Below are 22,188 nucleotides of genomic sequence, written 5' to 3' on the forward strand. Positions count from 1 at the left end.
GTACCATCATAATTGTATGATAATTGAACAATGAACCATAGGCCGTGTTAGGTGGGGCCTATTTAACGGTAGGCAGGCTTGCCGGTCGGCAGAATTGCGTAGACGAGACTTCAGTTTTCCCAGTTCGGGAGACTGTGCGAATAGTTGTAACGTTCAGGATTTTGTCAACCTTAATTTTTTAAAAAAAACTTAGATTATCCTTTTTCTAAAGGTTGGGTGTGATTTAAAAAATCTATTTAGTCTAATTCACCAATTCAATGATTTTGGATACAGTTTCCTTATTGTTAACTCCCAAGCCTTCTTGTTGATAGGCCAATTCCCCTTCCTGGTCAAAAACGCTGATGATGTTGGAATGCGAGAAATCCATAGGGGATATTTTTTTGTAGTTGACCGCCAGTACTGCTGAAAATTCACGGGTGTCCCCTTCGGAACCTCTTAGAAATACCCATTTTTCTGAGTCCATTTGATTTTCCTTTGCAAATTCTTTTAAACGCTGTGGCGTATCTGTTTCAGGGTCTATGCTGACAAAAACAAGGGTAACCTTGTCCTTTTTATCCGCGGGGATTTGCTCTTCTATACCTCGCATATCAGCGACCAATCTAGGGCAAGCGGTTTGACAGGAAGTATAGATCATGACCATAACCAATACATCTCCTTTCAGCGCCTTCAACTGTATTTCCTCATTGTTCTGATTGGTCCATTTGGATGGAAGGTTATAAATAGATAGATCAGAAATTTCACCCTCCTTTTTGGTGTTCATGGCCAGTAGCTGCAGATCCATTTTACAAACGCTGCATTTGTCGGGATGGTCATAGGTCTTGTCTCCCTCGCAATGCATGGGGCATTGGTATTTTTGTGCTGTTGTTTTGGTTGAATTTTTTGTATTGCACCCTATAAGATTGATGACCAAAAAGCATAACAATCCAGCATTGAGAATTTTTTTCATTTCCTTAATAAGTTAGGTTTTTATTGTTCGGTCCTTTTGTCTGTACACATCGGAATCCCAAATTTCTTATGGCATAATTCGCTTTAAGGCTTCCTCTAAAAGCGTAGCGCATAAAAGCGGCATAGTTCATTAAGTCCGATGCTCCTACCGCGGCGCTCCCACAAAAAAGATTACTGTCCTTGTCTACATCCTTTCTGGATTCACCGGAAATTAAAACGGAATTAAAATCCATCGTCCACTCCCATACAAGGCCGTGAAGGTCATAAATTCCCCAATAATTCTTAAAAGTGGAGCCTATGGAATTGTTAAATGTTTTTGGAGCCTCGTACCAGTCCAGAATAAGCTGATTGTAGGATTCCTTTTTACGGGCATCTGGATTGCTTTTATCGGCCATAGCGGCATATTCCCACTCATCAACGGTTGGCAACCTTTTTCCTTGGCATTCGCAATATTTCTTGGCTGCAAACCAAGAAACGTTGGTTATCGCTGCATCGTCCGCTAATTGATCTCCAAAGAATTCATCACTCTCCCAATTAACTAAATAATTACCGTCGGCAAATAATCGCTTGACCTTACTTTTTTTCCATTCAGGATGTTCTTGTACAAACTTTAAATATTCCTTGTTGGTTACGGGGTATACGTCCATTGTAAAGGCATCCACCGTGACCGCTGTTGAATCTACACCATAAAGTGGAATATAAGTCCCTCCTTTAACCATAACCATATTCTCTGATTGGGCAGAAGCAATATTTACTACTATGATTCCAATCATTGTTAATGCTACTCTAAAAAAGGGACTCAATATCATTTTTTTGATTTGGATTGATTCTATCTATTTCTTACACTTTTAACCATAGTAGGAGTTACGTCCTTTTTGGAATTGCCCCAACTATTGTACACATAGGTTAGTACATTTGCCACCTCTTCGTCGGATAAGGTTTGCGCGGTCATAACACTATTGTATTTTTGTCCATTTACGGTTATTTCACCTGTTTTTCCGTGCAGTATAATGTCTATGGCTCGATTGACATCGGCATTTAAGTAATCAGATTTGGCCAGTGGGGGAAAAGCATTGGCAATTCCTTGGCCTTCCCCTTGGTGACAGGCAAAACAGGTTTGCATATAAGCGGCCTTACCAAATTTCATCTTTTCCTCCATGGATTTGGCGGGTATTTCAGATTCTGCTACACTATTGGTCGAAGGCATTTTTTGAATACCACCACCTTCAGGCTGATAAATACCGTCTTCAAGTTCTCCGGAATAGATTGTCATGTTTTTCTCGCCTCCTACTTTTAGCATACCTAATGCTCCCTTGTTAAAAGCCCTGAAAATGGAATGGTCTACCAGTATAAAAGTTCCCGGAACATCTACCTTGAATTCTACTATGGCGGCTCCGCCAGCTGGGATTAGGGTAGTTTGCACATTTTCATTGATCATATCGCCACCTTCAACATGCACCTTGTCGAAAATTTCACCAATAACATGAAAGGAAGATACCAGGTTTGGTCCACCGTTCCCAACGAACAATCGTACTGTTTCGCCTACGTTTGCGGTAATGGCATTATCCCCGGTCAAGGCTCCCATCTTACCATTGAAAACTACATAATCTGCCTTTTCATCAACTGCTTTTTGCATATCAAAAGGTTGTAAGCCTCGCTCCCCATTGGCACCTTTGGTGTAAAAGTCACCCTGCATGATGTAATATTCCTTATCCACCAATGGCAATCCTCCTTCGGGTTCTACCAAAATTAAACCGTACATTCCGTTTGCAATATGCATACCAACTGGCGCAGTAGCGCAATGGTAAACATACAACCCGGGATTTAGGGTTTTAAAAGAGAATACTTTCTCGTGTCCAGGAGCTACAAAAGAGGACTCTGCACCTCCTCCCGGACCGGTAACGGCATGTAGATCAATATTATGGGGCAATTTGTTTTCAGGGTGATTTTTTAGGTGAAATTCAACTTCATCGCCCACCCTTGTTCTTATGAAACTTCCAGGTACTGTGCCTCCAAAAGTCCAATATACATATCGCACCCCGTTGGTCATTTCTCCCTCCTGCTCCAGGATTTCCATGTCTACCTTTAGTAATTTAGCCTTTCTTTTGCCGACAGGAGTGGGTACGTTGGGAGGGGATGTTAATTCTGCAATCATTTCACGATTCGCAGGAATATCCGCTGTGCTTTCATAAACGATCTTTTCCTTTTTTGCACATGAGAGGATAAGAGTGCCAATTCCTGCCGCCATCATAATGGAGAGGAATATTTTTTTTGTCAATTGTGTATTCATAAAAATATATTTAGGTTGCTTATTTAAAATAATAAAGGATATTTTAGTCTTTTATTGAGGCAAAAATAGTTTTGAAAATCCTATAAAAACATGACAACTGTCATATTTCAGAACTTGTTTTAAATGGAGTCAATTTTGCTGGGAATCCTATTTCTTTGGTCAAGATTTCCTTAGGATTAATTATTGGAGGTAAACAATGCGGGGTTTATAGTGAGCATTATCCATCCCCAATTGTTGGTATTCCCATCGGAGTTTCCTTTGATGGTTTCCATGCCCTGAGAGACAAAAAGATGTGAATATCCGGCGCTGATACCAATTTCTTTTTGAAGTTTATAGGCATAAACGATATCCAGTTCAGTCCCCAATTGTTTTTCGCTGTTCGGGCTTATTTCTGCTGCAGCCGAGAAGTTGTGTACTGCAAAATTTAAATTGGATTTTTCATTTAACACCACCTTGGCATTGGCATAAATATCCAAAAGCCCTACGTTGTTTGTGTGGTTGCCCACATAGAAATAATCCATGAGGCCGTTAAACTTATGATTGGTTCCATAAAGGGGGGTAAAAGCGTAGTTTTCCTGGTTGGAAGGTAATCCACTGTCATTGCCACTTATTAGTTCTGCTCCTAGTCCCAAATTGGTTTTTGGGGTTATTTTATAGTTCCCCTCTATGGATAGTAGATATGAATTTAAATCATTATTGGCAATATCTTTTCCAAATTGGTAATAAAGGTTTGATGTCAATTTTAAATTATTCGCTTTAAAATTTAAATGGGTTCCAAGGGTTTGGCTATACCTGGTTTCATTTTTGTTGGAATTGATATCATCAATAAATTGCAAACCATTATTTAAGAAAAGAAGGCTTGCTGAGAATTTGTTCCATTCATCATGCGCCCATAAATATTGAATGCTTTTATAAGTACCTGGGGTGGTCAAGGTAGTTCCAGTTAAATTTTCATCACTTTGGTTAAATGCAAAGCCCAAATCAATTTTGAAGCCGGAATTGTTATATTCCAGACGGGCGGCGTCGTGACTTCTAGCCTGTTGGGCCCAACCCACATCACCAAAAATTCGGTGGTCGTCATAAATAATTTCTTGTCGGCCCACCTTTAGGGAAAAATTTGGAGCTAGCTGAATTTTCCCCCAAGCCTGATGTAATCCAACCCCATTTTTATCCGAGCTGTTAAGTTGAGGTACATCTCCCCAAATCCGGACATCCTGTAGACTTAGGTAGAAGGATAGTTTGTCAATTTCATAATTGGTATTCAGTCTGGTCCGTTGTGAAACAAAGGAGGCTGGGTCTTCATTGTCAGGGAACAGGGTTTTAAAGCCATGTCTATATTCGAACCTGGGGCGTAATTCGGCATCTATTGTCAACTGTGCCTGGGCTTGACAGGATAAAAGGATAAAAAAAAGAACTTTAAGAGATTTCTTTAGTTTCATAATTGCTATGGTTGATTTTTTCCGAGGCAAAATTCATACGGTTATCTTTAGTAGAATATGATATGTATCATATGGAATAAGTTGAAATACATTCTGGGCCTTTTGAAACATGCCCTTGCATATTTAGGCTCTTTCCTGGGGATACATATATTTATAATCTTGCAATTCTGAATTTACTTGTATCCAATTTTAAATTCCTTAAAAAACGACCTATTTATATCGGAAAAGTTCACGATATTGAAGCCTGCAAATAAGGATTGAGTGAAATACTCACAATAAAATGAAGATTTATAAAAATGAATTCCGCCAAAAAATCATTAGGGAGGAACCAAAGTTTTGTAGATTCTTTAGAAAACGAAAAAATACGGTTTAGTGCTGTGGTTTAACAACTCCGAACTCATTTGTATAACTAGAATTCACGATGGAAAAAGATGACAAGAAAAAGCTGCGTAGCAGCAATTGGTTCGGCCGTACGGGTAAAGACGGATTTATCTACAGGGCCTGGATGAAGAACCAAGGGATTCCGGATTATGAATTTAACGATAAACCGGTAATAGGCATCTGTAACACTTGGTCCGAGCTAACTCCTTGTAATGGTCACTTCCGTGAGCTTGCAGAATCGGTGAAAAAGGGAATTTGGGAGGCAGGTGGATTTCCTGTAGAATTTCCGGTAATGTCGTTGGGAGAAACCATCATGAAGCCAACGGCCATGCTCTATAGAAATTTGGCCAGTATGGATGTAGAGGAAAGTATTCGCGCAAATCCGTTGGACGGCGTGGTACTGTTATGTGGGTGCGATAAGACTACCCCCTCTTTGGTCATGGGGGCCTGTAGTGTGGATATCCCCACCATTGTGGTGTCCGGGGGTCCAATGCTAACGGGAAAATACAGAGGTAAAAATATTGGTACCAGCGATATTTGGCGTTATCATGATGATGTAAGGGAAGGTAAATTGGCCAATGCGGAACTTCGTAATATTGAGGCCGCCATGTGCCGTAGTGACGGACATTGTGCCGTTATGGGGACGGCTTCTTCCATGGCATGTATGGTAGAGGCGTTGGGCCTGAGTTTGCCGGAAAATGCGGCCATCCCTGCCGCCGACGCCAGAAGAAAAGTACTGGCGCAGCTCAGTGGCCTTAGAATAGTGGAAATGGTTAAAGAAGATTTAAAACTATCCAATATACTTACCATAAAAGCCTTTGAAAATGCTATCAAGGTCAATGCAGCAATTGGAGGATCTACCAATTTTGTAATCCATCTTTTGGCTATTGCCGGAAGGATTGGGGTGCCTTTAAAGTTGGAGGATTTTAATAAACTTTCGGCCAATATTCCGCTTATCGCCAATCTGCAGCCATCTGGCAAGCATTTTATGGAGGATTTATTTTATGCTGGGGGACTGCCGGCCGTTCTAAAGGAACTAAAAGGTATATTGAACAATGATGTCATTACGGTAAATGGTAAGACCGTTGCGGAGAATTATGAGAACGCACAGAATTATGATAATGATGTAATAGGAAGCGTGGTGAAACCCTTTAATGACGCAACAGGCTTGGCCATACTTAGGGGCAACCTCTCCGAAAATGGTGCCGTTATAAAACCATCGGCTGCCAGTGCCCATTTAATGAAACACACCGGGAAGGCAGTGGTCTTTGAGAATATTGAAGATTATAAGGCTAGGATAGATACCGATGAATTGGAGGTTGATGAAAGCTGTATTCTTGTGCTTAAAAATGTTGGGCCCAAAGGATATCCCGGAATGCCGGAAGTAGGTAATATGGGATTGCCCAAAAAACTTTTGGAAAAAGGAGTTAAGGATATGGTCCGTATTTCGGATGGTCGTATGAGTGGAACCGGTTTTGGGACGGTAGTGCTGCATGTTTCCCCGGAGGCCGCCATGGGCGGTAATTTTTCGGTAATTGAAAATGGGGATCTGATAACCCTTGATGTTCACAATCGAAGCCTGGCCTTAGCAGTCGGCGATGAGGAATTGGAAAGACGTAAGAAAAAGAGGGCAGTGCCTCCACCAATAGTGGACAGGGGTTATGTGAATTTATATGTCAACCATGTGCAACAGGCACATTTGGGAGCTGATATGGACTTTTTACAGGGAAAATCGGGAAGTGAAGTCCCTAGGGATTCCCATTAATACTATTGATCGATCATGGATTTTAAGGGTAAAGTAGCCATTGTTACAGGAGCTGGACAGGGAATAGGCTTGGAAATATGCAAACAATTGGTGGCCAACGGTGCCAATGTTATTCTGAACGACTTGGATGCCACTTTGACGGAGGAAGCAGTGGTGGAAATAGATAATAAAAATGGAAAATGTATTGGTCTTGCAGGGGATTCCAGTGATATGCAGCTTATACAAAAAATGGTGGATACGGCAGTTGCAGAATTCGGGAAACTGGATGTGGTGGTCGCCAATGCCGGTATTACCCTTTTTGGGGAATTCCTTACCTATACTCCGGAATCTTTCTTTGAGGTTATGAAAGTAAATTTGGGAGGGAGTTTTTTTCTGGCCCAGGCCGCAGCCAATCTAATGAAAAAACAAGGTTATGGCGGATCTATTCTTTTTATGTCTTCGGTTACAGGGCATCAGGCACATGAAAATTTAGCGGCTTATGGCATGAGTAAGGCGGCCTTGGAAATGCTGGCCAAAAATTTGGTCATAGAGTTATCGCCCTATAAAATAAACGTCAATACCGTAGCACCCGGGGCCACCTTGACCGAAAGGACAATGAGTGACAAGGACTATTTTGGAACCTGGGAAGAAATCACCCCATTGGGCAGTCCGGCAACGGTAAATGACATTGCCCAGGCAGTATTGTTTATGGTTTCCGATAATGCCAAGCACATTACGGGTCAGAGTTTGGTAATCGATGGAGGTTGGACCTCGGTGAGTCCGTCTCCTTATAAGAAATAGGCGTTTCCCTAATGTTTAATAAATTTAATATGACCTTAATAGGTCTAGCAATAAAATGACAATTCTTACTATGAATCCAGAAGTTGTATGTGAAAAAATATGCGAATTGGGGGAGGGTCCGTTCTGGAATCCTTCTGGAAAATTAATATGTTGGGTAGATATCCTAAATGGCCATATTCATGAATGGTCACCCGCATCCAAAACCCTTCATACCCTTCATGTAGGTCAAATGATCGGGGCTATGGCATTTTGTAACGATGGAAATTATATTGCTGCTATGAAGGATGGTTTTGGATTTGTGAATCGTAAAACTGGCAAAGTCGACATGATTGCAAACCCAGAGAAACATTTGCCGGAAAATAGGTTTAACGATGGCAAATGTGACCCCGCGGGGCGTTTTTGGGCAGGTACTATGCCAATTTCCGAGGATAAAGATTCTGGCAGTCTTTATGTGCTGAGCACGGGAAATAAAGTAGAAAAAAAAGAAAGCAATATTAGTATTTCCAATGGCTTGGCCTGGAGTCTGGACCACAGGGTTTTATATTATATAGATACGCCCACCCTAAAGGTGGTAGGATATGATTTTGATATTGAAACTGGAAATATTTCCAACAAAAGAACCATAATCAATGTTCCCAAGGAAGAGGGATTCCCAGATGGAATGACCATTGATAATGAGGGAATGCTGTGGATAGCCCATTGGGGTGGATGGCAGGTTACCCGCTGGAACCCTTTGACCGGGAAAAAATTATCTGCCATTAAATTGCCGGTTTCCAACGTTACCTCCTGTGCTTTTGGTGGCGAATCCATGGAGGATATTTACATTACTTCGGCAAAGAAGGGGCTCAGTAAGGCGGAATTGGAAAAGCAACCCCTGGCCGGGTCGTTATTTGTTATCAGGCAATCTGGTTTTACCGGTGTGGAGGCCAATATGTTTAAGAATTAGAATTTGGAAATTTCAAGCCATACCTAATTATTACAGTTTATATAGTAAAACCAACTAAACCAAATTAAAATGAAGGAATTGGACGCACTCGATTGGGTTGTGATCACCGCCTATTTCGTTATACTGCTCGGTGTTGCCTGGTGGGTAATAAAACAAAAGCAAAAGAATACGGAGGACTATTTTTTGGCCGGGCGAAACATTGGGTGGTTTATGGTAGGGGCCTCTATTTTTGCTTCCAACATTGGGTCCGAACATGTGGTTGGACTGGCAGGTAATGGGGCAGGCGATAAAATGCCATTATTGATTTATGAAATGCATGCCTGGATTGTTTTAATGCTGGGTTGGGTGTTTTTACCTTTCTATGCCAGAAGTGGGGTTTTTACTATGCCCGAATTTTTGGAAAAGAGGTTTGATGCCCGTTCACGTTGGGTCCTTTCCATAGTATCTCTGATTGCCTATATCCTTACCAAGGTGTCCGTGACCGTATACGCAGGTGGGATAGTGGTTTCGGCTTTATTGGGAATACCTTTTTGGATTGGTGCGGTAGCTACAGTGGCGCTTACGGGTTTGTACACCATTTTGGGTGGAATGCGGGCTGTTGTATATACAGAGACCATACAGGCCATTGTATTAGTACTCGGGGCAGGAATTCTGAGTTTTATGGGACTTGAAGCCGTAGGGGGCTGGGGAGAGTTAAAGGAAACCATTGGCGTGGATTATTTTAATATGTGGCGGCCCAACTCGGATCCAGACTATCCATGGCTTCCATTATTTCTTACCAGTACCATCGTAGGAATCTGGTATTGGTGTACCGATCAAGTTATTGTACAAAGGGTGCTTACGGCTAAAAGTATTAAAGCTGGGAGAAGGGGTAGTATCTTTGGGGCACTTTTAAAACTAATGCCGGTTTTTCTTTTTCTTATTCCCGGAGTTGTGGCTTTGGGACTTAAAATGCAGGGAAAATTGCATTGGGACAATCCAGATGAGGCCTTTCCGGTATTAATGAGCAATCTTTTGCCTTCTGGTCTCCGTGGGTTGGTAGCGGCGGGATTATTGGCAGCCTTGATGAGCTCCCTTGCTTCCGTATTTAATTCCTGCTCCACTTTGTTTACCTTGGATATCTACAAAAAATTAAAGCCTGAAAAGCCAGAGGAAGAATTGGTGAAAACAGGTAGGGTTGCCACTTTTTTTGTAGTAGGCCTTGGGCTGTTGTGGATACCTGTCATTACAAGGCTCTCGGACGGACTATATGAATACTTGCAAAACGTACAGGCCTATATTTCGCCTCCGATTACGGCGGTATTCCTGTTGGGGATTTTTTACAAACGCATTAATGCCAACGGAGCCATAGCTACCTTGGTAGGTGGATTGATCATTGGATTTTCCAAACTGACTTTGGAAATCATGAAATCCAGTTTTTCAGAGGGTAGTTTTCTGTTCAATCTGGCAGACATTAACTGGTTGGTATTTGCAGCTTATTTCTTTGCTCTATGTGTAGCCATTGCAGTTATAGTGAGTATGTTTTATCCGGCCCCGTCAGCAGCACAATTGTCCGGTCTCACTTTTGGTACGGTTACGGATAAACAGAAGGATGAAAATAAGGCTAGCTATAATATTTGGGATATTATGGCCTCGGTACTGGTAGTGGTCATAGTGGTGTACATTATGATATCTTTCAGTACGCTTTCCCTGTAAGGTCAGTTATAAACCAAGCGATCAATTATTTGCAAATTGTTATTGATCGCTTGGATGAATGAAGAGGTATGAAAAGAATTTTGACGAATCAGAAGTTTTGAGTCTTATTTATAAGCTTTCGTTATGATTGGCCCTATCCTAGTTTTTCTTTAAAAAAATCAATTGTCCGTCCCCAGGCCAATTCAGCCGCCTCCCTGTCATACCTAGGTGTGGTATCATTGTGAAAACCGTGGTTTGCATTAGGGTAGATAAAGGCCTTATATTCTTTAAGGTGTTTCTTTAAAGCTTCCTCGTAGGCTGGCCAACCTTCATTGACGCGTTTGTCCAATTCGCCGAAATGGAGTAGCAGGGGGGCGTTTATTTTTTCAATATCTTCAGTAGGTTGTCCCCCGTAAAAAGGGACGGCAGCTCCTAAATCCGTAACCTTTACCGCCATCATATTGGAAATCCAACCTCCAAAACAGAATCCTACAACACCAACTTTGCCGGAGCATTCCGGGTGGTTTTTCAAATGTTCGAAGGCAGCGATAAAATCTTCCAACATCTCATTGCGATCTCGCTTGCCCTGTAGTTCGCGGCCGTCATCGTCGTTACCGGGATAACCACCCAAGGGTGTCAAGGCATCGGGAGCCAATGAAATAAACCCGGCAAGGCCGGCCCTTCGACCAACATCTTCGATATGCGGATTTAATCCACGGTTTTCGTGGACAACTATTATTCCTGGAAGTTTTGCCTTGGCATCGGCCGGTCTTGAAAGCAAACCTTTTATAGAACCTCCTCCCTTAGGGGAATTATAGTAAATATATTCCGATTTTAATTGCGGGTCACTTGGCTTAATCTGGATCTTTTTTACGTAATCTGGAGAGATAAAGCTAAGAAGCGACGCTACCGTGAGCCCTCCGACCGCATAGGTGGATAATTTATCCATAAACAATCTCCTGCTTACCCTATCGTGGGCATAATCGTCATAGAGGTCGAAAACCTCTTGTTTAATGTCCTCTTGTTTAATGTCCTCTTTTTTTAATGGTTTCATGTGTATAGTTTTATAGTTGAATGTCTTTTTGGTCTTTTTGAAGTGTTAAGTATGGGTTCCGAGCCAAGGTTTTTGAGAAGAATTTAAAGTACTTAATTAATTCTTTAACACCATGGGAAAACTTTGTAATTGGAAGGTCGCCATTAACCTGAACTTATTAAAAGTATAAAAATAGTTTCAACTTTGGATGAAAAAAATGACTGTATTGAACATTAATCTGTCTTTATTTTATTCGGAGACTTTTCAAAAAGTGAATTTTGGAAGGTCAAATTTAAACTGGGATTTGCAGGCATTTCCATTATAATAATTAAAATTAAAAAATGATTCATGAGATTTAATTTTAATTATATTTGAACTTCAGTTTATATTTAAACTGGACCATTAAAACTTCCCCCCCCAAATAGATTTATTGCGTATTGAGCTGTGCTTCCATTCTAGCGCATGCCTTAACTATTAATAGCTTTTAATTTGCTTAAACGATTACTTTTAAAATTTGTCAAATACTACCTCCCAATACTTATATTGAGTGTTTTTGCAGTTTTATGGATTTATCAAAAGGAGCACAACAATTTAACTTCCTTACAGCAAAAAGAACTTTCCAACAAGAAACAACTGATCGTTGAACTTTTAAAACCCATGATAGCCAACCTCTATTATTGGGAGCAGTACAATTTTAGCAAGAACGATTTTAGTCCGGATAAAAATGCCCATTTAGATAAAGATATAGGTGACTTTTTAATTGGAATGGACAGCTATAGTCAATTTAGGCTCATTAATTTAGACGGAAAGGAAGTATTTAGGCTTAATCGGAAACAGAACGGGCAAATAGTCAAAAGTATTGAGCTCCAAGACAAGGCCGATCGTGATTATTACCAGGTGACCAAGGATTTAGGAAAGAACCAAATCTATTTGTCCCCATTAAATCTAAATCAAGAAAATGGCATACTGGAAGTGCCATATATACCCATGATCCGTGGGGTAGCCCCTATATTGGACACCTTAGGCAATAAACTGGGCATAGTTGTTATAAACTTTAGTGCAGTAAAACTCCTCGATTTGCTGAAAAAGGACAACCAATATCCTTTTATGTTGTTGGATCACGATGGAAATTATTTGGTAAGTAAAGACGGTGCAAAAGAGTTTGCCCATTTAATTCCCGACGGCCGAAAAATCACATTTAAAGAGGACCGTCCACAGGTATGGGATTCCCTGAATACCGAAGAATCCAAAACCCTGTTCGATAACGGGGATTTGTGGGTAAAAACTGGACTGGATTTTCCTAACGAACTTTCCCAAACACCCTTGTTCCAACACAAGTTTGCGGACATCAAAACCAACAATAAATGGGTGCTGTTAAAACATATAGATTCCCAGCTTTTAAATGCTGGTATTAAAAGGGAAATTTTTTCAGTATTGCTGATCAATGCATTGGTCATATTGGCTATTTTTTGCATGTCCTTTCTTGAAACAAAAAGTGAAAATTCCGAAAGAGAATACTTAAAGGCACTGGAATTAATTAACAACGAGCTGGAGATTAAAAGCTCGGAATTGGAAAATAAAAACAATGCCTTGGCAAACATTCAGAATAAGCTGGAGGTGCGCAATGCCCAACTTTTGGCATATAACAATATTGTTGCCCATAATTTAAGAGCCCCAACAACGAGTGTTTCTGCCCTGGTGTCCATGCTAACGGAATCTAAAAATTTCGACGAGGTTAAGGGTTATTTTCCCAAATTGCATAAGGTAACCCATGCTATTAACACTTTAGTGGATGATCTTTTGGTGTATGTTAGGATTCTCAACGATGACGATCAGATCAGATTGGAAAATATACAACTGGATCCCCTTATAATGGCCTGCTTGGATTTGTATGTAGAAACCTTGGACAAAGAAACCATTGAGGTGAAGACTGATCTTAGTGGATGGAAAGAAATAAAGTTTTCTAAAATCTATTTGCAAAGCATAACTCAGAACCTAATATCGAATGCCATAAAATATAGAGATCCGAACAAAAAGTCCGTTATACATATCCGAACCTTATTGGAAAACAATAAGAAGGTATTGGTGTTTGAGGATAATGGCATTGGGGTGGACCTGAATCGATACGGAAGTGACATTTTTAAATTGTACAAAAGATTTCATCGTGGACTTTCCGGAAAAGGTATGGGTTTGTTTTTGGTGAAAACGCAGTTGGAATCATTGAATGCGAGCATTGAAGTAAATAGTGAATTAGGGACTGGAACCACGTTTAAAATTATATTTGACAACTATGAATGAATTACATTTTTTTCTGATCGATGACGATGAGATTTTTCAGTTTATCATGAAGAATACAATCGCAGAAGTCAACCCGGATATTAAAATTCAATTTTTTTCCGACGGGGAAAAGGGAATCGATTTCTTAAAGCAGAATCTAGGAGCTGCCAATAATCTTCCGGACATTATCTTATTGGATGTAAACATGCCCTTTATGGATGGATGGGAGTTTCTCAGTGAGTACAAGTCGTTTCAAACCGACATAAAGAAGGATATAAATATTTATCTTCTTACGTCTTCCAATAATCCACAGGATATAGCCAAGGCACAGGAAATTAGCACTCTTTCCGGTTATTTGGTTAAGCCGATATCCAAAGATGGAATTAAAAACCTAATTAGTCATTTTCCAACAACCGAGTGGTATCAAAATGAATTATAGTTTATAGGCATTATAGCTGCTTATTTGGATTTGGGTCACAATGTACTAAGTGCATTAATCAAAAGGCCGTACTTGCTGCCCTATGCATGTTGTTGGTATAACCTAAATGTTTCTCTAAAGGCATTGTATTACATCTGCCTGCCAATCGCTAATGTTAAATAAGCGGTTGTAAACGTGTGAGGGTTGTATGATAATTTTTTTGGTATGAACAAATTCTTCCTTAATAGTTTAGTGGTTTTATTAAACCTTGGAGGCGTTTCTTTTTGGTCCTGGTACAGGTCTAATAATCTAAATTCTGATATTGAACGGCTTGTAGAAAATACGGAATTTAGAACGTTCAATACCATTGCAAACACGATATCGCTCAACTATATATCTATTCTGAACTATTTTATAAACAGGAGTACAAATGCATCGGCGGAATCATTCAATGCAAAAATAAAAGCATTCAGGGCACAGTTCAGAGGTATGAAGAATGTAGAATTCTTCCTTAATAGATTGACGACAATATTTGCAAAACGTAACAATTGTTCTTGATCCGTTATTTAGAATAAGGTTGAAATAAAAAACCCTGCGAACGTAGATTCACAGGGTTTATTTGTTGTACTCGAGGTGGGAATCGAACCCACACTCCAAAGGAACTGGATTTTGAATCCAGCGCGTCTACCAATTCCGCCACTCGAGCAAGGTAACTATTAATTATTTTTCAATTTTCTCAGTTGTTCTTTTCCAACACCTGATTTCCAATATTTTTCTCTTTTCCTACCTTCGGCCCAATTCTCACAACGTTCTGTGAAGATCAATTCGAAGGGTCGGTATGGTTTGGTCGTTTTTTCTCTGCCACTATTATGTCTTGCTACCCTTGCCTCCAAATCCGTCGTCATTCCTACGTAAATGTAGTTGTTAGTCAAGCTAGATAAGGCGTAAACCCAAACCATCATTCAAAATTTCAATCCGAGCGCGCCTGCCTCTCGGCAGACAGGTCTACCAATTCCGCCACTCGAGCAAGGTAACTATTAATTATTTTTCAATTTTCTCAGTTGTTCTTTTCCAACACCTGATTTCCAATATTTTTCTCTTTTCCTACCTTTGGCCCAATTCTCACAACGTTCTGTGAAGATCAATTCGAAGGGTCGGTATGGTTTGGTCGTTTTTTCTCTGCCACTATTATGTCTTGCTATCCTTGCCTCCAAATCCGTCGTCATTCCTACGTATATGTAGTTGTTAGTCAAGCTAGATAAGGCGTAAACCCAAACCATCATTCAAAATTTCAATCCGAGCGCGCCTGCCTGTCGGCAGACAGGTCTACCAATTCCGCCACTCGAGCATTTTTGATTGCGACTGCAAAATTAAAGAATATTTTCTTTACTTCAGCAAAAAAATAACAACATTATTACTTTAGCAACCCAAATTAATTTCTAAATTTGCACCTCCTTATAAAAAGGAGTTCCAATAAACTAATAAACAATACGTTAACAATGCCATATCAAGTACCGGAGCCTAAAATTTTTACCTGTACCCAAAGTACAAAGCTATCTGAAAAAATAGCGGAGTCTTTTGGTTCTAACTTAGGCAATGTTATTTTTTCTAGATACAGCGATGGGGAGTTTCAGCCTTCCTTTGAAGAATCTATACGTGGAATGCGCGTGTTTATTATTGGTTCTACCAATCCTAGTTCGGAGAATTTGATGGAAATGCTGTTGATGTTGGATGCTGCAAAAAGGGCGTCTGCAAGGCACATAACCGCAGTAATGCCGTATTTTGGATGGGCCAGACAGGATAGAAAGGACAAACCTAGGGTTCCAATTGCAGCTAAGTTAGTAGCCAAAATGTTGGAAGCTGCAGGTGCCACCCGAATCATTACTATGGATCTGCATGCCGATCAAATTCAAGGATTTTTTGAAAAGCCGGTAGATCATTTGTTCGCTTCCACTTTGTTTTTGCCCTATTTGAATAGCCTTAATTTAAGCAACCTTACCATAGCCTCACCGGATATGGGAGGATCTAAAAGGGCCTATGCCTATTCCAAGGCACTTAGTTGCGATGTAGTTATATGTTACAAACAAAGAGCACAAGCCAATGTAATTTCGCACATGGAACTTATAGGTGACGTACAAGGGAAGAATGTGGTTCTGGTAGATGATATGGTGGATACGGCAGGGACTTTGACAAAAGCGGCCGATTTAATGATGGAGAGGGGAGCCTTAAGTGTTAGGGCAATTACTACCCACGCACTTCTTTCAGGGGATGCATATGAGAAAATTGAAAAATCTCAATTATCCGAGCTTATTGTAACAGATTCCATACCTCTAAAAAAGGAAGGCAAAAAAATAAGGGTTATAAGCTGTGCGGAGTTGTTTGCCGATGTAATGCACAGAGTGCATCACAATACTTCCATTAGTTCCAAGTTTCTAATGTAGGTAATTCAGAAAAAGAGAGTGAATTAATTAATATTTAATAAATAAAATGAAGTCAATTACAATTAAAGGATCAGAAAGAGAAAGCGTAGGCAAAAAAGCAACAAAGGCCTTACGTAATGCTGGAAAGGTTCCTTGCGTTATTTACGGAGGGGAAAAACCATTACACTTTTCAGCTGAGGAACTATCGTTCAAAGATTTAGTGTACACTCCAAACGCCCATACTGTTGTGGTTGAATTGGAAGGCAATAAAAAGTACGATGCGGTTATGCAGGACATACAATTTCACCCTGTAACCGATAGCATTTTACATGTAGACTTTTATCAGTTGTTCAAGGACAAGGAAGTTACTATGGACATTCCTGTAAGGTTGTTGGGTAATTCGCCAGGAGTTAGAAATGGTGGTAGATTGTTATTTAGAAAAAGAAAGCTATCAATTAAGGCATTGCCTGATAATTTGCCAGATTTCTTTGATATTGATCTCTCTAAATTAAAAATTGGCGGTAATATTTCTGTAGCCACATTATTGAAAGATGAGTTCACCATACTTCATCCAGAAAACACTGTAGTTGTTCAGGTTAAAGCTGCACGTAATGCTATCTTGATCGATGAGGAGGATGAAGAAGGAGAAGAAGGAGCAGAAGCTACTGCAGAAGCATCAGCTGAAGGCGGTAACGAATAGATTTTATCTAAATTAAATGTAAAGGCATCCCGTAACTGCGGGATGCTTTTGTATTTTTATGAATTCCTAAAAAGAGAATAATGTTCCATATTTTTGAGTCACTTTTTAAAAGGAGCAGGTCATTGTTGGACGAATCGGATAGTATGAAGAAATTTATGGTTGTTGGTCTTGGAAATATCGGAGAAGAATACTCCGAAACCCGTCATAACATTGGTTTTAAAATTTTGGATTCCCTGTCCAGAAAGGAAGGTTTTAGCTTTGAAACAGCTAAGTTGGGTGATGTAGGTACATTTAAGGTCAAGGGCAGGAGTATATTGTGCCTAAAACCATCTACCTATATGAACAGAAGTGGAAAAGCTGTGAAATATTGGATGGAAAAGGAAAATATTCCCCATGAGAATCTGTTGGTTATTACAGATGATATTAATCTTTCTTTTGGTACAATACGTTTAAAGACAAAAGGAAGCGATGGTGGTCATAATGGATTGAAGGATATTCAAGAGCATTTACTTACTACCAATTACAATAGATTGAGGTTTGGTGTTGGATCGGATTTTGGAAAGGGAAAACAAATAGACTATGTCCTGGGGGAATGGAACGAAGAAGAAAAGGAAGCACTTGTTAATCGATATGAGCGCATCAACGAGCTTGTCCGTTCGTTTGTATTGTCTGGGGTAAATAGAACAATGAACGAGTTTAACGGCACCTAGTCAAGGTTTTAGCGTACTTTAAATTCGGAAATGCTGTTCGTTGCCGTGTTTCCCTCGCGGTCCATGGTGACTACTCTCCAATAATAGACGGTATTTGCCAATACACTAACCTTAAAATCCGATTTTCCGGAAGTAAGAGTTGTGATTAATGTGGTTGGTGGGGTTTCAGTTGAAAAATATACCTCATATCCTTCCATGTCATTATCCACATCTGCACCTTCCCAATCCAAAAGTACTTCATTGTTCAGATCCTTTGATATGTTAGACCCTGTTTTGGGAGATATAACCTCTGCAGGAAAGGGTGCATGGGTGGTTTCAACACCCGCATTAAAAAACCGCCATGTTTCGCTACGTGCCGTTTCGGATACTTCCGTATTTTTTGAAACTACCAACCAAGAATAAGGGGCTCCTCTTTCAATATTCAAATTTGCCGAAGTACCACCTACAACAATGGTTTGGGTAGTGTTGGTATTTAAATTGGTGGCTCTTAATTCATAAGATTCCGTATGGTCCGAAGTTTGCCATCTAAACTGCACCGTAGAATTATTGGTTCCTGTAACATTTATGCCGGTTGTGCATTCGGAGTTTTTTTGAGGAAAAACCAAAAGTGCTGGTAATGGTGGTTTTGGCGAATCTTTACCTCCGCATCCCGCTAAGGCCAAAAAACATAAAAATATGGCTATTGGTTTCATCCGTTTATTTCTTTACAACCTTAAAAGTACTATTTATCCCCTCACCCTTAACCTTAAGAATATAAATTCCTGAGGGTAATCCCAAGAAATCAATCCTTAGTTCATTGTTATAAAGGGTGTAATCTTTATTACTGATCAATTGGCCATTATAATTAAAAATTTTAGTATTTACGCCATCCGGAGCATTGTTGAACAACAGGGTTACTTCCTCATCAAATGGGTTGGGGAACACCAAAGGCTCGTCTATGAGCAACAATTGTTCTTCAAATACACCTTGACAAGGTAGGTCGGTGGTTACTTTAATTTGGTTGATTCCCTTTTTTAGGTCCAATATAATGCTCGAAGCTTTGGTTTGAGTTGCAATACCATTTAATTCAACATAGTACAAATTGCCTCCATCCAGATTTAGTAGGGTTTGATTTCCGTCTGCAACAAGTTTGGATGTCACGCTCAAAGGAGGGGGTTGGGTAACGATTACCTGAAAACAATAGGGTTCGTATACTTTATCGTCTTCTGTGCCTATAATGCATATTTCATAAGTGCCGGCCATAAGGCCTTGTTCAAAATAGAAATTGGTAAAATTACTACTCTTATTGATTCCAGTACCAGTGAGAGTAACTTCGTAATCCATATTTATACCAGCTACGATGCGTATGGATCCATTATTTTGATTGCTACAGGACTCACTGTTTATTTCCACCTCAAAATTATCCGCAGGTAAAATATAAACGGCACATCCGCTTAAATCCACCGTGGCCCCCATGGGGGTATTTAGGCACAGGTCATCCCCATCATCAAAGACGCCATCTTTATCCTCATCTGCCCTAAAGGTACCTTCTACACAGATGTCCAAAGAAAAGGCATTTATGGATCCTCCATCAGATGCGGCTATGTCCTTTACCTCCAATATCCAATCGCCATAGGTTGATTCCCCATTAAACGCTCCCAGAGATCCGAGTGGCCTTACAACACCCTGTATTGCCGGGCTTGTTCCGCAAATAAAGCTATTTCCGGTATCGTCAAATGTCGCTAGTATATCCTGATTTCCCCCGCAGGAATTGGACACGAGTATTACTCGGGTGCCAGCAGGCGAAATAAGGCTTATTTCCAAATCGGCCAGAAACGTATGGGTTAGGTCCAAATTAACATTTACATCTGCAATGGGCAGGTCGTTCAAGAGTGTGATTACAGATGTTACCGTCGGCGCCCCGTTTGTTGCTATAGTTAGAGGCAAGTCCTTGGCGATTTCCAAGGCGCAATTCAGCTCTAAAGTGGTAAAGCTAAATGCAGGGCCAAAGGACCCTTCTCCACAACTATTTTTGGGTTTAACACGCCAATAATAAGTAGTTTCCTCTGCCAAATTGGTAGTTAAGTAGGAATTAAAAATAACACTTGCCGTCTCAATAATATTGGTGAATCCCGGGTCATCTGCAATCTCAATATCAAAGGCAGTATGTGAAGTATTGGATTCCCACTCCAATAATGATGCTATACGGGCATTAGTAGCTCCATCGGTGGGTAATTGTAGCACTACATCGGAAAGTACGGTATCCAGTATTTTTACATCTATAACAACCTCTTTGCTTACTGTTGCCGAAGTGGCCACTATGGTTATGGGGTAATTTCCAGGAGTTGCCAAGTCGGTATTGGAAAAGGTAATGTCCACTAGAGTGTCGTTCTCTATTGCGGATGTAGGGGAGAAATCTATGGACAATCCCGGTGGCATTCCAGTAGCGGAAAATGTGGCTTCTTCAGAGAAGCCGTTAAACGTTTGGTAGGTAAAAGGCGCAATCAAGTCATTGCCTTGACAAACCTCGTGTTGCAATTGGGCAAAATTCAATACAATATCTGATGCGGTAACCGTAAAATTGGAGGAATTTAACGCTAAAAAAATATTATCGTGTGCACTTACCATTATCCTGCCAGAGGGTGTGGCAAACCCCGGAATTAATATATCCTGTTGTCCATCATTGGGGACACTATCGGCCAATTTTATCGGAAACGAGGCGCCTCCATTGGCAGAGTAGTAGATATCTACTTTTTGTGCGTTCACCGGGCCTTGATCGGTATTGGCTACATCCCATTGGACCTCTTGTCTGGTACCCGCTGTATAAATTTCATTGGTTGATTGGGAGGTTACAACAAATGGCCCGGCCTTGTCTATTACCGTCACCTTTACAAGGTCCGATGCTACCTGTCCTCCCCCTAAGGAATTGTCCCTTACCGTAAGCGCAAAATCCAGTTCCCTTTCTACATTGGAAACCGTTTCCCATGTGGTATTTACATTGGGATTGGTTTGGGTAAGATTGCCGGATACGATACTACTAAGTTTAGGAAAATATCTTGAAGGTTTTACCGTGGGTTTTAGAGATCTAAAGTTGGCACCACTAAGGTTGGTTGGTCCAAAGGTATTGTGGGTAACTATTCCGTCATTGATCTGCTCCCAATTGTAGGTAAGGATATCGTCCATATCCAAATCCGTGGCATTCCCCGTTAACATAAAGGCGGTAGATTTTGGTATAGTAAAGTTTCCAGAAGACACTATAGTGGGTGGGGAGTTTAAAATAGGAATTTCTTGTCCGCAACCGGTAGTCTTAATGTATTCCTGGATTTGAAAAATACTGTAATAATGAAAATAGTCGTCTCCGCTTAAGGCAACATTATTGCTGCCGGAGATTCCTGCATAGCCCATAATGGTTGTTCCGCTTCCAGGCTCTGCCTGGACCAAGGTGCCTTCGGATTCAAAGGACCAAGTGTGGTTTGCACCAAACTGATGTCCAATTTCATGGGCAACAAAATCCAGGTCAAAAATATCACCTTGTGGAATTAATGCAGATGAATATGCGCTACCTTTTCGGGAATCTATGCATACCGAGGCTATAAAGCCGGCATTTCCGCCGTTTTCGTCCTTTTGAAACAAATGTCCTACATCGTAATTCTCAGGGCCAATAACCGTATTTAAGGTGTTCTGTACTTCTGAATTAAGATTAGATCCATAGGGGTCTGTCTCCTTGTTGGTATAAATAACCTGGTCGGTATTGGCAACAATTTCCAAACTGATTCCCAAATCGGTTTCAAAAATTTCATTAATCCTCGTAATGGTCGCATTTATGGCAGCTAAGGCGTTTGGTATTGTGCCTCCGTGAAACTCAGTGTATTCTCCCGTGGCCGAGATGGCCAACCTATATTTTCTTAGGACCTGACCGTCTACCAATTTTAAGGCAGATGGTCCTTTTTCCTTTTCAATTAGCGATTGGGTTTCACAAATGAAATTGGTATTCATCATATAGGCATCCTTCCTGCTGTACACCAAATATTCTTCGTCGGAATTGGATATTTTTTGCATGAAAGTGGCACTTTTGCTATCCCCGTAGACAATCATGCTTTGTATGCCATTTTGGGATACACTAAATCGCACCCTATCCTTGGCATTGTTTAAACCCCTGCCGATATATGATTTTATTTGAGGGTATTTTTCGGAAAGTTCTGGTGAAAGAACAGAGGATTCTTGGACAACAAACGGAATCATTTCCCCGTCTTCGTCAGGAAAACTCAGTATTTTGGAAGCCTTATTAACATGGGTTGACTTAAGTTCATTGACAAAAATATCTTTCTGCAATGAAAATGTGGTGCCGTGTTTAACCTCCAACACTTTCGTTTGATTTTGCGACCGGTTACTTCTAGAATCGGTTTTTTGCCAATATTTAGTTTGCCCAAA

Annotated in this window: 19 protein-coding genes and 1 tRNA gene; 10 read left to right on the forward strand and 10 right to left on the reverse strand. The window is 40.4% G+C overall.

Translation table 11 applies throughout. The features are described from left to right. Positions 1-241: 241 nt before the first annotated feature. The 4 genes from MWU78_RS02270 to MWU78_RS02285 all read right to left on the reverse strand — a co-directional run bounded on the left by MWU78_RS02270 (position 242) and on the right by MWU78_RS02285 (position 4,674). The gene (locus MWU78_RS02270) at positions 242-955 is read right to left on the reverse strand and encodes an SCO family protein (RefSeq protein WP_246994686.1); all 714 of its coding nucleotides are present in this window, start codon (positions 953-955) and stop codon (positions 242-244) included. Beyond that, on the reverse strand, positions 951-1,718 hold the full coding sequence (locus MWU78_RS02275) for a formylglycine-generating enzyme family protein (protein ID WP_246994548.1): 768 nt from the start codon (positions 1,716-1,718) through the stop codon (positions 951-953). The genes MWU78_RS02270 and MWU78_RS02275 overlap by 5 nt, the downstream gene beginning before the upstream one ends. A 56-nt stretch (positions 1,719-1,774) precedes the next feature. Beyond that, complete coding sequence (gene nirK / locus MWU78_RS02280; RefSeq protein WP_246994550.1) at positions 1,775-3,235, reverse strand: copper-containing nitrite reductase; 1,461 nt, start codon at positions 3,233-3,235, stop codon at positions 1,775-1,777. Between the two features lie 176 nt (positions 3,236-3,411). Then, complete coding sequence (locus MWU78_RS02285; protein ID WP_246994552.1) at positions 3,412-4,674, reverse strand: alginate export family protein; 1,263 nt, start codon at positions 4,672-4,674, stop codon at positions 3,412-3,414. 421 nt (positions 4,675-5,095) lie between these two features. Here MWU78_RS02285 and MWU78_RS02290 point away from each other — a divergent pair, with 421 nt between their 5' ends. The 4 genes from MWU78_RS02290 (at position 5,096) to MWU78_RS02305 (ending at position 10,241) form a co-directional block, all read left to right on the forward strand. Continuing rightward, entirely contained in the window at positions 5,096-6,820 is a 1,725-nt protein-coding gene (locus tag MWU78_RS02290; protein WP_246994554.1) for an IlvD/Edd family dehydratase, read from the forward strand. Between the two features lie 15 nt (positions 6,821-6,835). After that, on the forward strand, positions 6,836-7,600 hold the full coding sequence (locus MWU78_RS02295; protein WP_246994556.1) for an SDR family oxidoreductase: 765 nt from the start codon (positions 6,836-6,838) through the stop codon (positions 7,598-7,600). Between the two features lie 70 nt (positions 7,601-7,670). Beyond that, a complete protein-coding gene (locus MWU78_RS02300) occupies positions 7,671-8,546 on the forward strand; it encodes an SMP-30/gluconolactonase/LRE family protein (protein ID WP_246994558.1) in 876 nt (291 codons plus the stop codon). A gap of 69 nt (positions 8,547-8,615) precedes the next feature. Continuing rightward, entirely contained in the window at positions 8,616-10,241 is a 1,626-nt protein-coding gene (locus tag MWU78_RS02305; RefSeq protein ID WP_246994560.1) for a sodium:solute symporter, read from the forward strand. 133 nt (positions 10,242-10,374) lie between these two features. Here MWU78_RS02305 and MWU78_RS02310 read toward each other — a convergent pair whose 3' ends face one another. Beyond that, entirely contained in the window at positions 10,375-11,274 is a 900-nt protein-coding gene (locus tag MWU78_RS02310; protein ID WP_246994562.1) for a dienelactone hydrolase family protein, read from the reverse strand. 522 nt (positions 11,275-11,796) lie between these two features. Between MWU78_RS02310 and MWU78_RS02315 the strand changes: the two genes are divergently transcribed. The 3 genes from MWU78_RS02315 (at position 11,797) to MWU78_RS02325 (ending at position 14,506) form a co-directional block, all read left to right on the forward strand. Beyond that, the gene (locus MWU78_RS02315) at positions 11,797-13,551 is read left to right on the forward strand and encodes a sensor histidine kinase (RefSeq protein WP_246994564.1); all 1,755 of its coding nucleotides are present in this window, start codon (positions 11,797-11,799) and stop codon (positions 13,549-13,551) included. Further along, positions 13,544-13,969, forward strand: coding sequence for a response regulator (locus tag MWU78_RS02320; RefSeq protein ID WP_246994567.1), 426 nt, complete (start codon positions 13,544-13,546; stop codon positions 13,967-13,969). Before MWU78_RS02315 ends, MWU78_RS02320 begins: the two co-directional genes overlap by 8 nt. Before the next feature lie 204 nt (positions 13,970-14,173). Then, the gene (locus tag MWU78_RS02325; protein ID WP_246994569.1) at positions 14,174-14,506 is read left to right on the forward strand and encodes a transposase; all 333 of its coding nucleotides are present in this window, start codon (positions 14,174-14,176) and stop codon (positions 14,504-14,506) included. A gap of 67 nt (positions 14,507-14,573) precedes the next feature. Here MWU78_RS02325 and MWU78_RS02330 read toward each other — a convergent pair. The 3 genes from MWU78_RS02330 to MWU78_RS02340 all read right to left on the reverse strand — a co-directional run bounded on the left by MWU78_RS02330 (position 14,574) and on the right by MWU78_RS02340 (position 15,174). Next, a tRNA-Leu gene (locus MWU78_RS02330) sits at positions 14,574-14,654 on the reverse strand. Between the two features lie 10 nt (positions 14,655-14,664). Next, the gene (locus MWU78_RS02335) at positions 14,665-14,853 is read right to left on the reverse strand and encodes a GIY-YIG nuclease family protein (protein ID WP_246994571.1); all 189 of its coding nucleotides are present in this window, start codon (positions 14,851-14,853) and stop codon (positions 14,665-14,667) included. Between the two features lie 132 nt (positions 14,854-14,985). Beyond that, positions 14,986-15,174, reverse strand: coding sequence for a GIY-YIG nuclease family protein (locus tag MWU78_RS02340; RefSeq protein WP_246994573.1), 189 nt, complete (start codon positions 15,172-15,174; stop codon positions 14,986-14,988). A 273-nt stretch (positions 15,175-15,447) separates the two neighbouring features. Here MWU78_RS02340 and MWU78_RS02345 point away from each other — a divergent pair, with 273 nt between their 5' ends. The 3 genes from MWU78_RS02345 to pth all read left to right on the forward strand — a co-directional run bounded on the left by MWU78_RS02345 (position 15,448) and on the right by pth (position 17,778). Beyond that, the gene (locus MWU78_RS02345) at positions 15,448-16,389 is read left to right on the forward strand and encodes a ribose-phosphate pyrophosphokinase (RefSeq protein ID WP_246994575.1); all 942 of its coding nucleotides are present in this window, start codon (positions 15,448-15,450) and stop codon (positions 16,387-16,389) included. 46 nt (positions 16,390-16,435) lie between these two features. Next, positions 16,436-17,068 (forward strand): 50S ribosomal protein L25/general stress protein Ctc, encoded by a 633-nt coding sequence (locus MWU78_RS02350; protein WP_246994577.1) that lies wholly within the window; start codon positions 16,436-16,438, stop codon positions 17,066-17,068. Positions 17,069-17,148: 80 nt separating this feature from the next. Continuing rightward, entirely contained in the window at positions 17,149-17,778 is a 630-nt protein-coding gene (pth, locus tag MWU78_RS02355; RefSeq protein WP_246994579.1) for an aminoacyl-tRNA hydrolase, read from the forward strand. A gap of 8 nt (positions 17,779-17,786) precedes the next feature. On the opposite strand, the gene MWU78_RS02360 is transcribed toward pth, so the two are convergent. Next, a complete protein-coding gene (locus tag MWU78_RS02360; protein WP_246994581.1) occupies positions 17,787-18,470 on the reverse strand; it encodes a hypothetical protein in 684 nt (227 codons plus the stop codon). A 4-nt stretch (positions 18,471-18,474) separates the two neighbouring features. Next, complete coding sequence (locus MWU78_RS02365) at positions 18,475-22,122, reverse strand: reprolysin-like metallopeptidase (RefSeq protein ID WP_246994583.1); 3,648 nt, start codon at positions 22,120-22,122, stop codon at positions 18,475-18,477. Positions 22,123-22,188: the final 66 nt, after the last annotated feature.

This window comes from Arenibacter sp. F26102, assembly GCF_023015865.1.
Classification (GTDB): domain Bacteria; phylum Bacteroidota; class Bacteroidia; order Flavobacteriales; family Flavobacteriaceae; genus Arenibacter.

Bases quoted from the DNA above. Each gene is read 5' to 3' on its own strand.
- MWU78_RS02335 (WP_246994571.1), bottom strand. From the start codon at position 14,853: ATGACGACGGATTTGGAGGCAAGGGTAGCAAGACATAATAGTGGCAGA.
- MWU78_RS02320 (WP_246994567.1), top strand. From the start codon at position 13,544: ATGAATGAATTACATTTTTTTCTGATCGATGACGATGAGATTTTTCAG.
- MWU78_RS02300 (WP_246994558.1), top strand. From the start codon at position 7,671: ATGAATCCAGAAGTTGTATGTGAAAAAATATGCGAATTGGGGGAGGGT.
- MWU78_RS02295 (WP_246994556.1), top strand. From the start codon at position 6,836: ATGGATTTTAAGGGTAAAGTAGCCATTGTTACAGGAGCTGGACAGGGA.
- pth (WP_246994579.1), top strand. From the start codon at position 17,149: ATGTTCCATATTTTTGAGTCACTTTTTAAAAGGAGCAGGTCATTGTTG.
- MWU78_RS02360 (WP_246994581.1), bottom strand. From the start codon at position 18,470: ATGAAACCAATAGCCATATTTTTATGTTTTTTGGCCTTAGCGGGATGC.
- MWU78_RS02310 (WP_246994562.1), bottom strand. From the start codon at position 11,274: ATGAAACCATTAAAAAAAGAGGACATTAAACAAGAGGACATTAAACAA.
- MWU78_RS02275 (WP_246994548.1), bottom strand. From the start codon at position 1,718: ATGATTGGAATCATAGTAGTAAATATTGCTTCTGCCCAATCAGAGAAT.
- MWU78_RS02345 (WP_246994575.1), top strand. From the start codon at position 15,448: ATGCCATATCAAGTACCGGAGCCTAAAATTTTTACCTGTACCCAAAGT.
- nirK (WP_246994550.1), bottom strand. From the start codon at position 3,235: ATGAATACACAATTGACAAAAAAAATATTCCTCTCCATTATGATGGCG.
- MWU78_RS02285 (WP_246994552.1), bottom strand. From the start codon at position 4,674: ATGAAACTAAAGAAATCTCTTAAAGTTCTTTTTTTTATCCTTTTATCC.
- MWU78_RS02350 (WP_246994577.1), top strand. From the start codon at position 16,436: ATGAAGTCAATTACAATTAAAGGATCAGAAAGAGAAAGCGTAGGCAAA.
- MWU78_RS02290 (WP_246994554.1), top strand. From the start codon at position 5,096: ATGGAAAAAGATGACAAGAAAAAGCTGCGTAGCAGCAATTGGTTCGGC.
- MWU78_RS02325 (WP_246994569.1), top strand. From the start codon at position 14,174: ATGAACAAATTCTTCCTTAATAGTTTAGTGGTTTTATTAAACCTTGGA.
- MWU78_RS02340 (WP_246994573.1), bottom strand. From the start codon at position 15,174: ATGACGACGGATTTGGAGGCAAGGATAGCAAGACATAATAGTGGCAGA.
- MWU78_RS02305 (WP_246994560.1), top strand. From the start codon at position 8,616: ATGAAGGAATTGGACGCACTCGATTGGGTTGTGATCACCGCCTATTTC.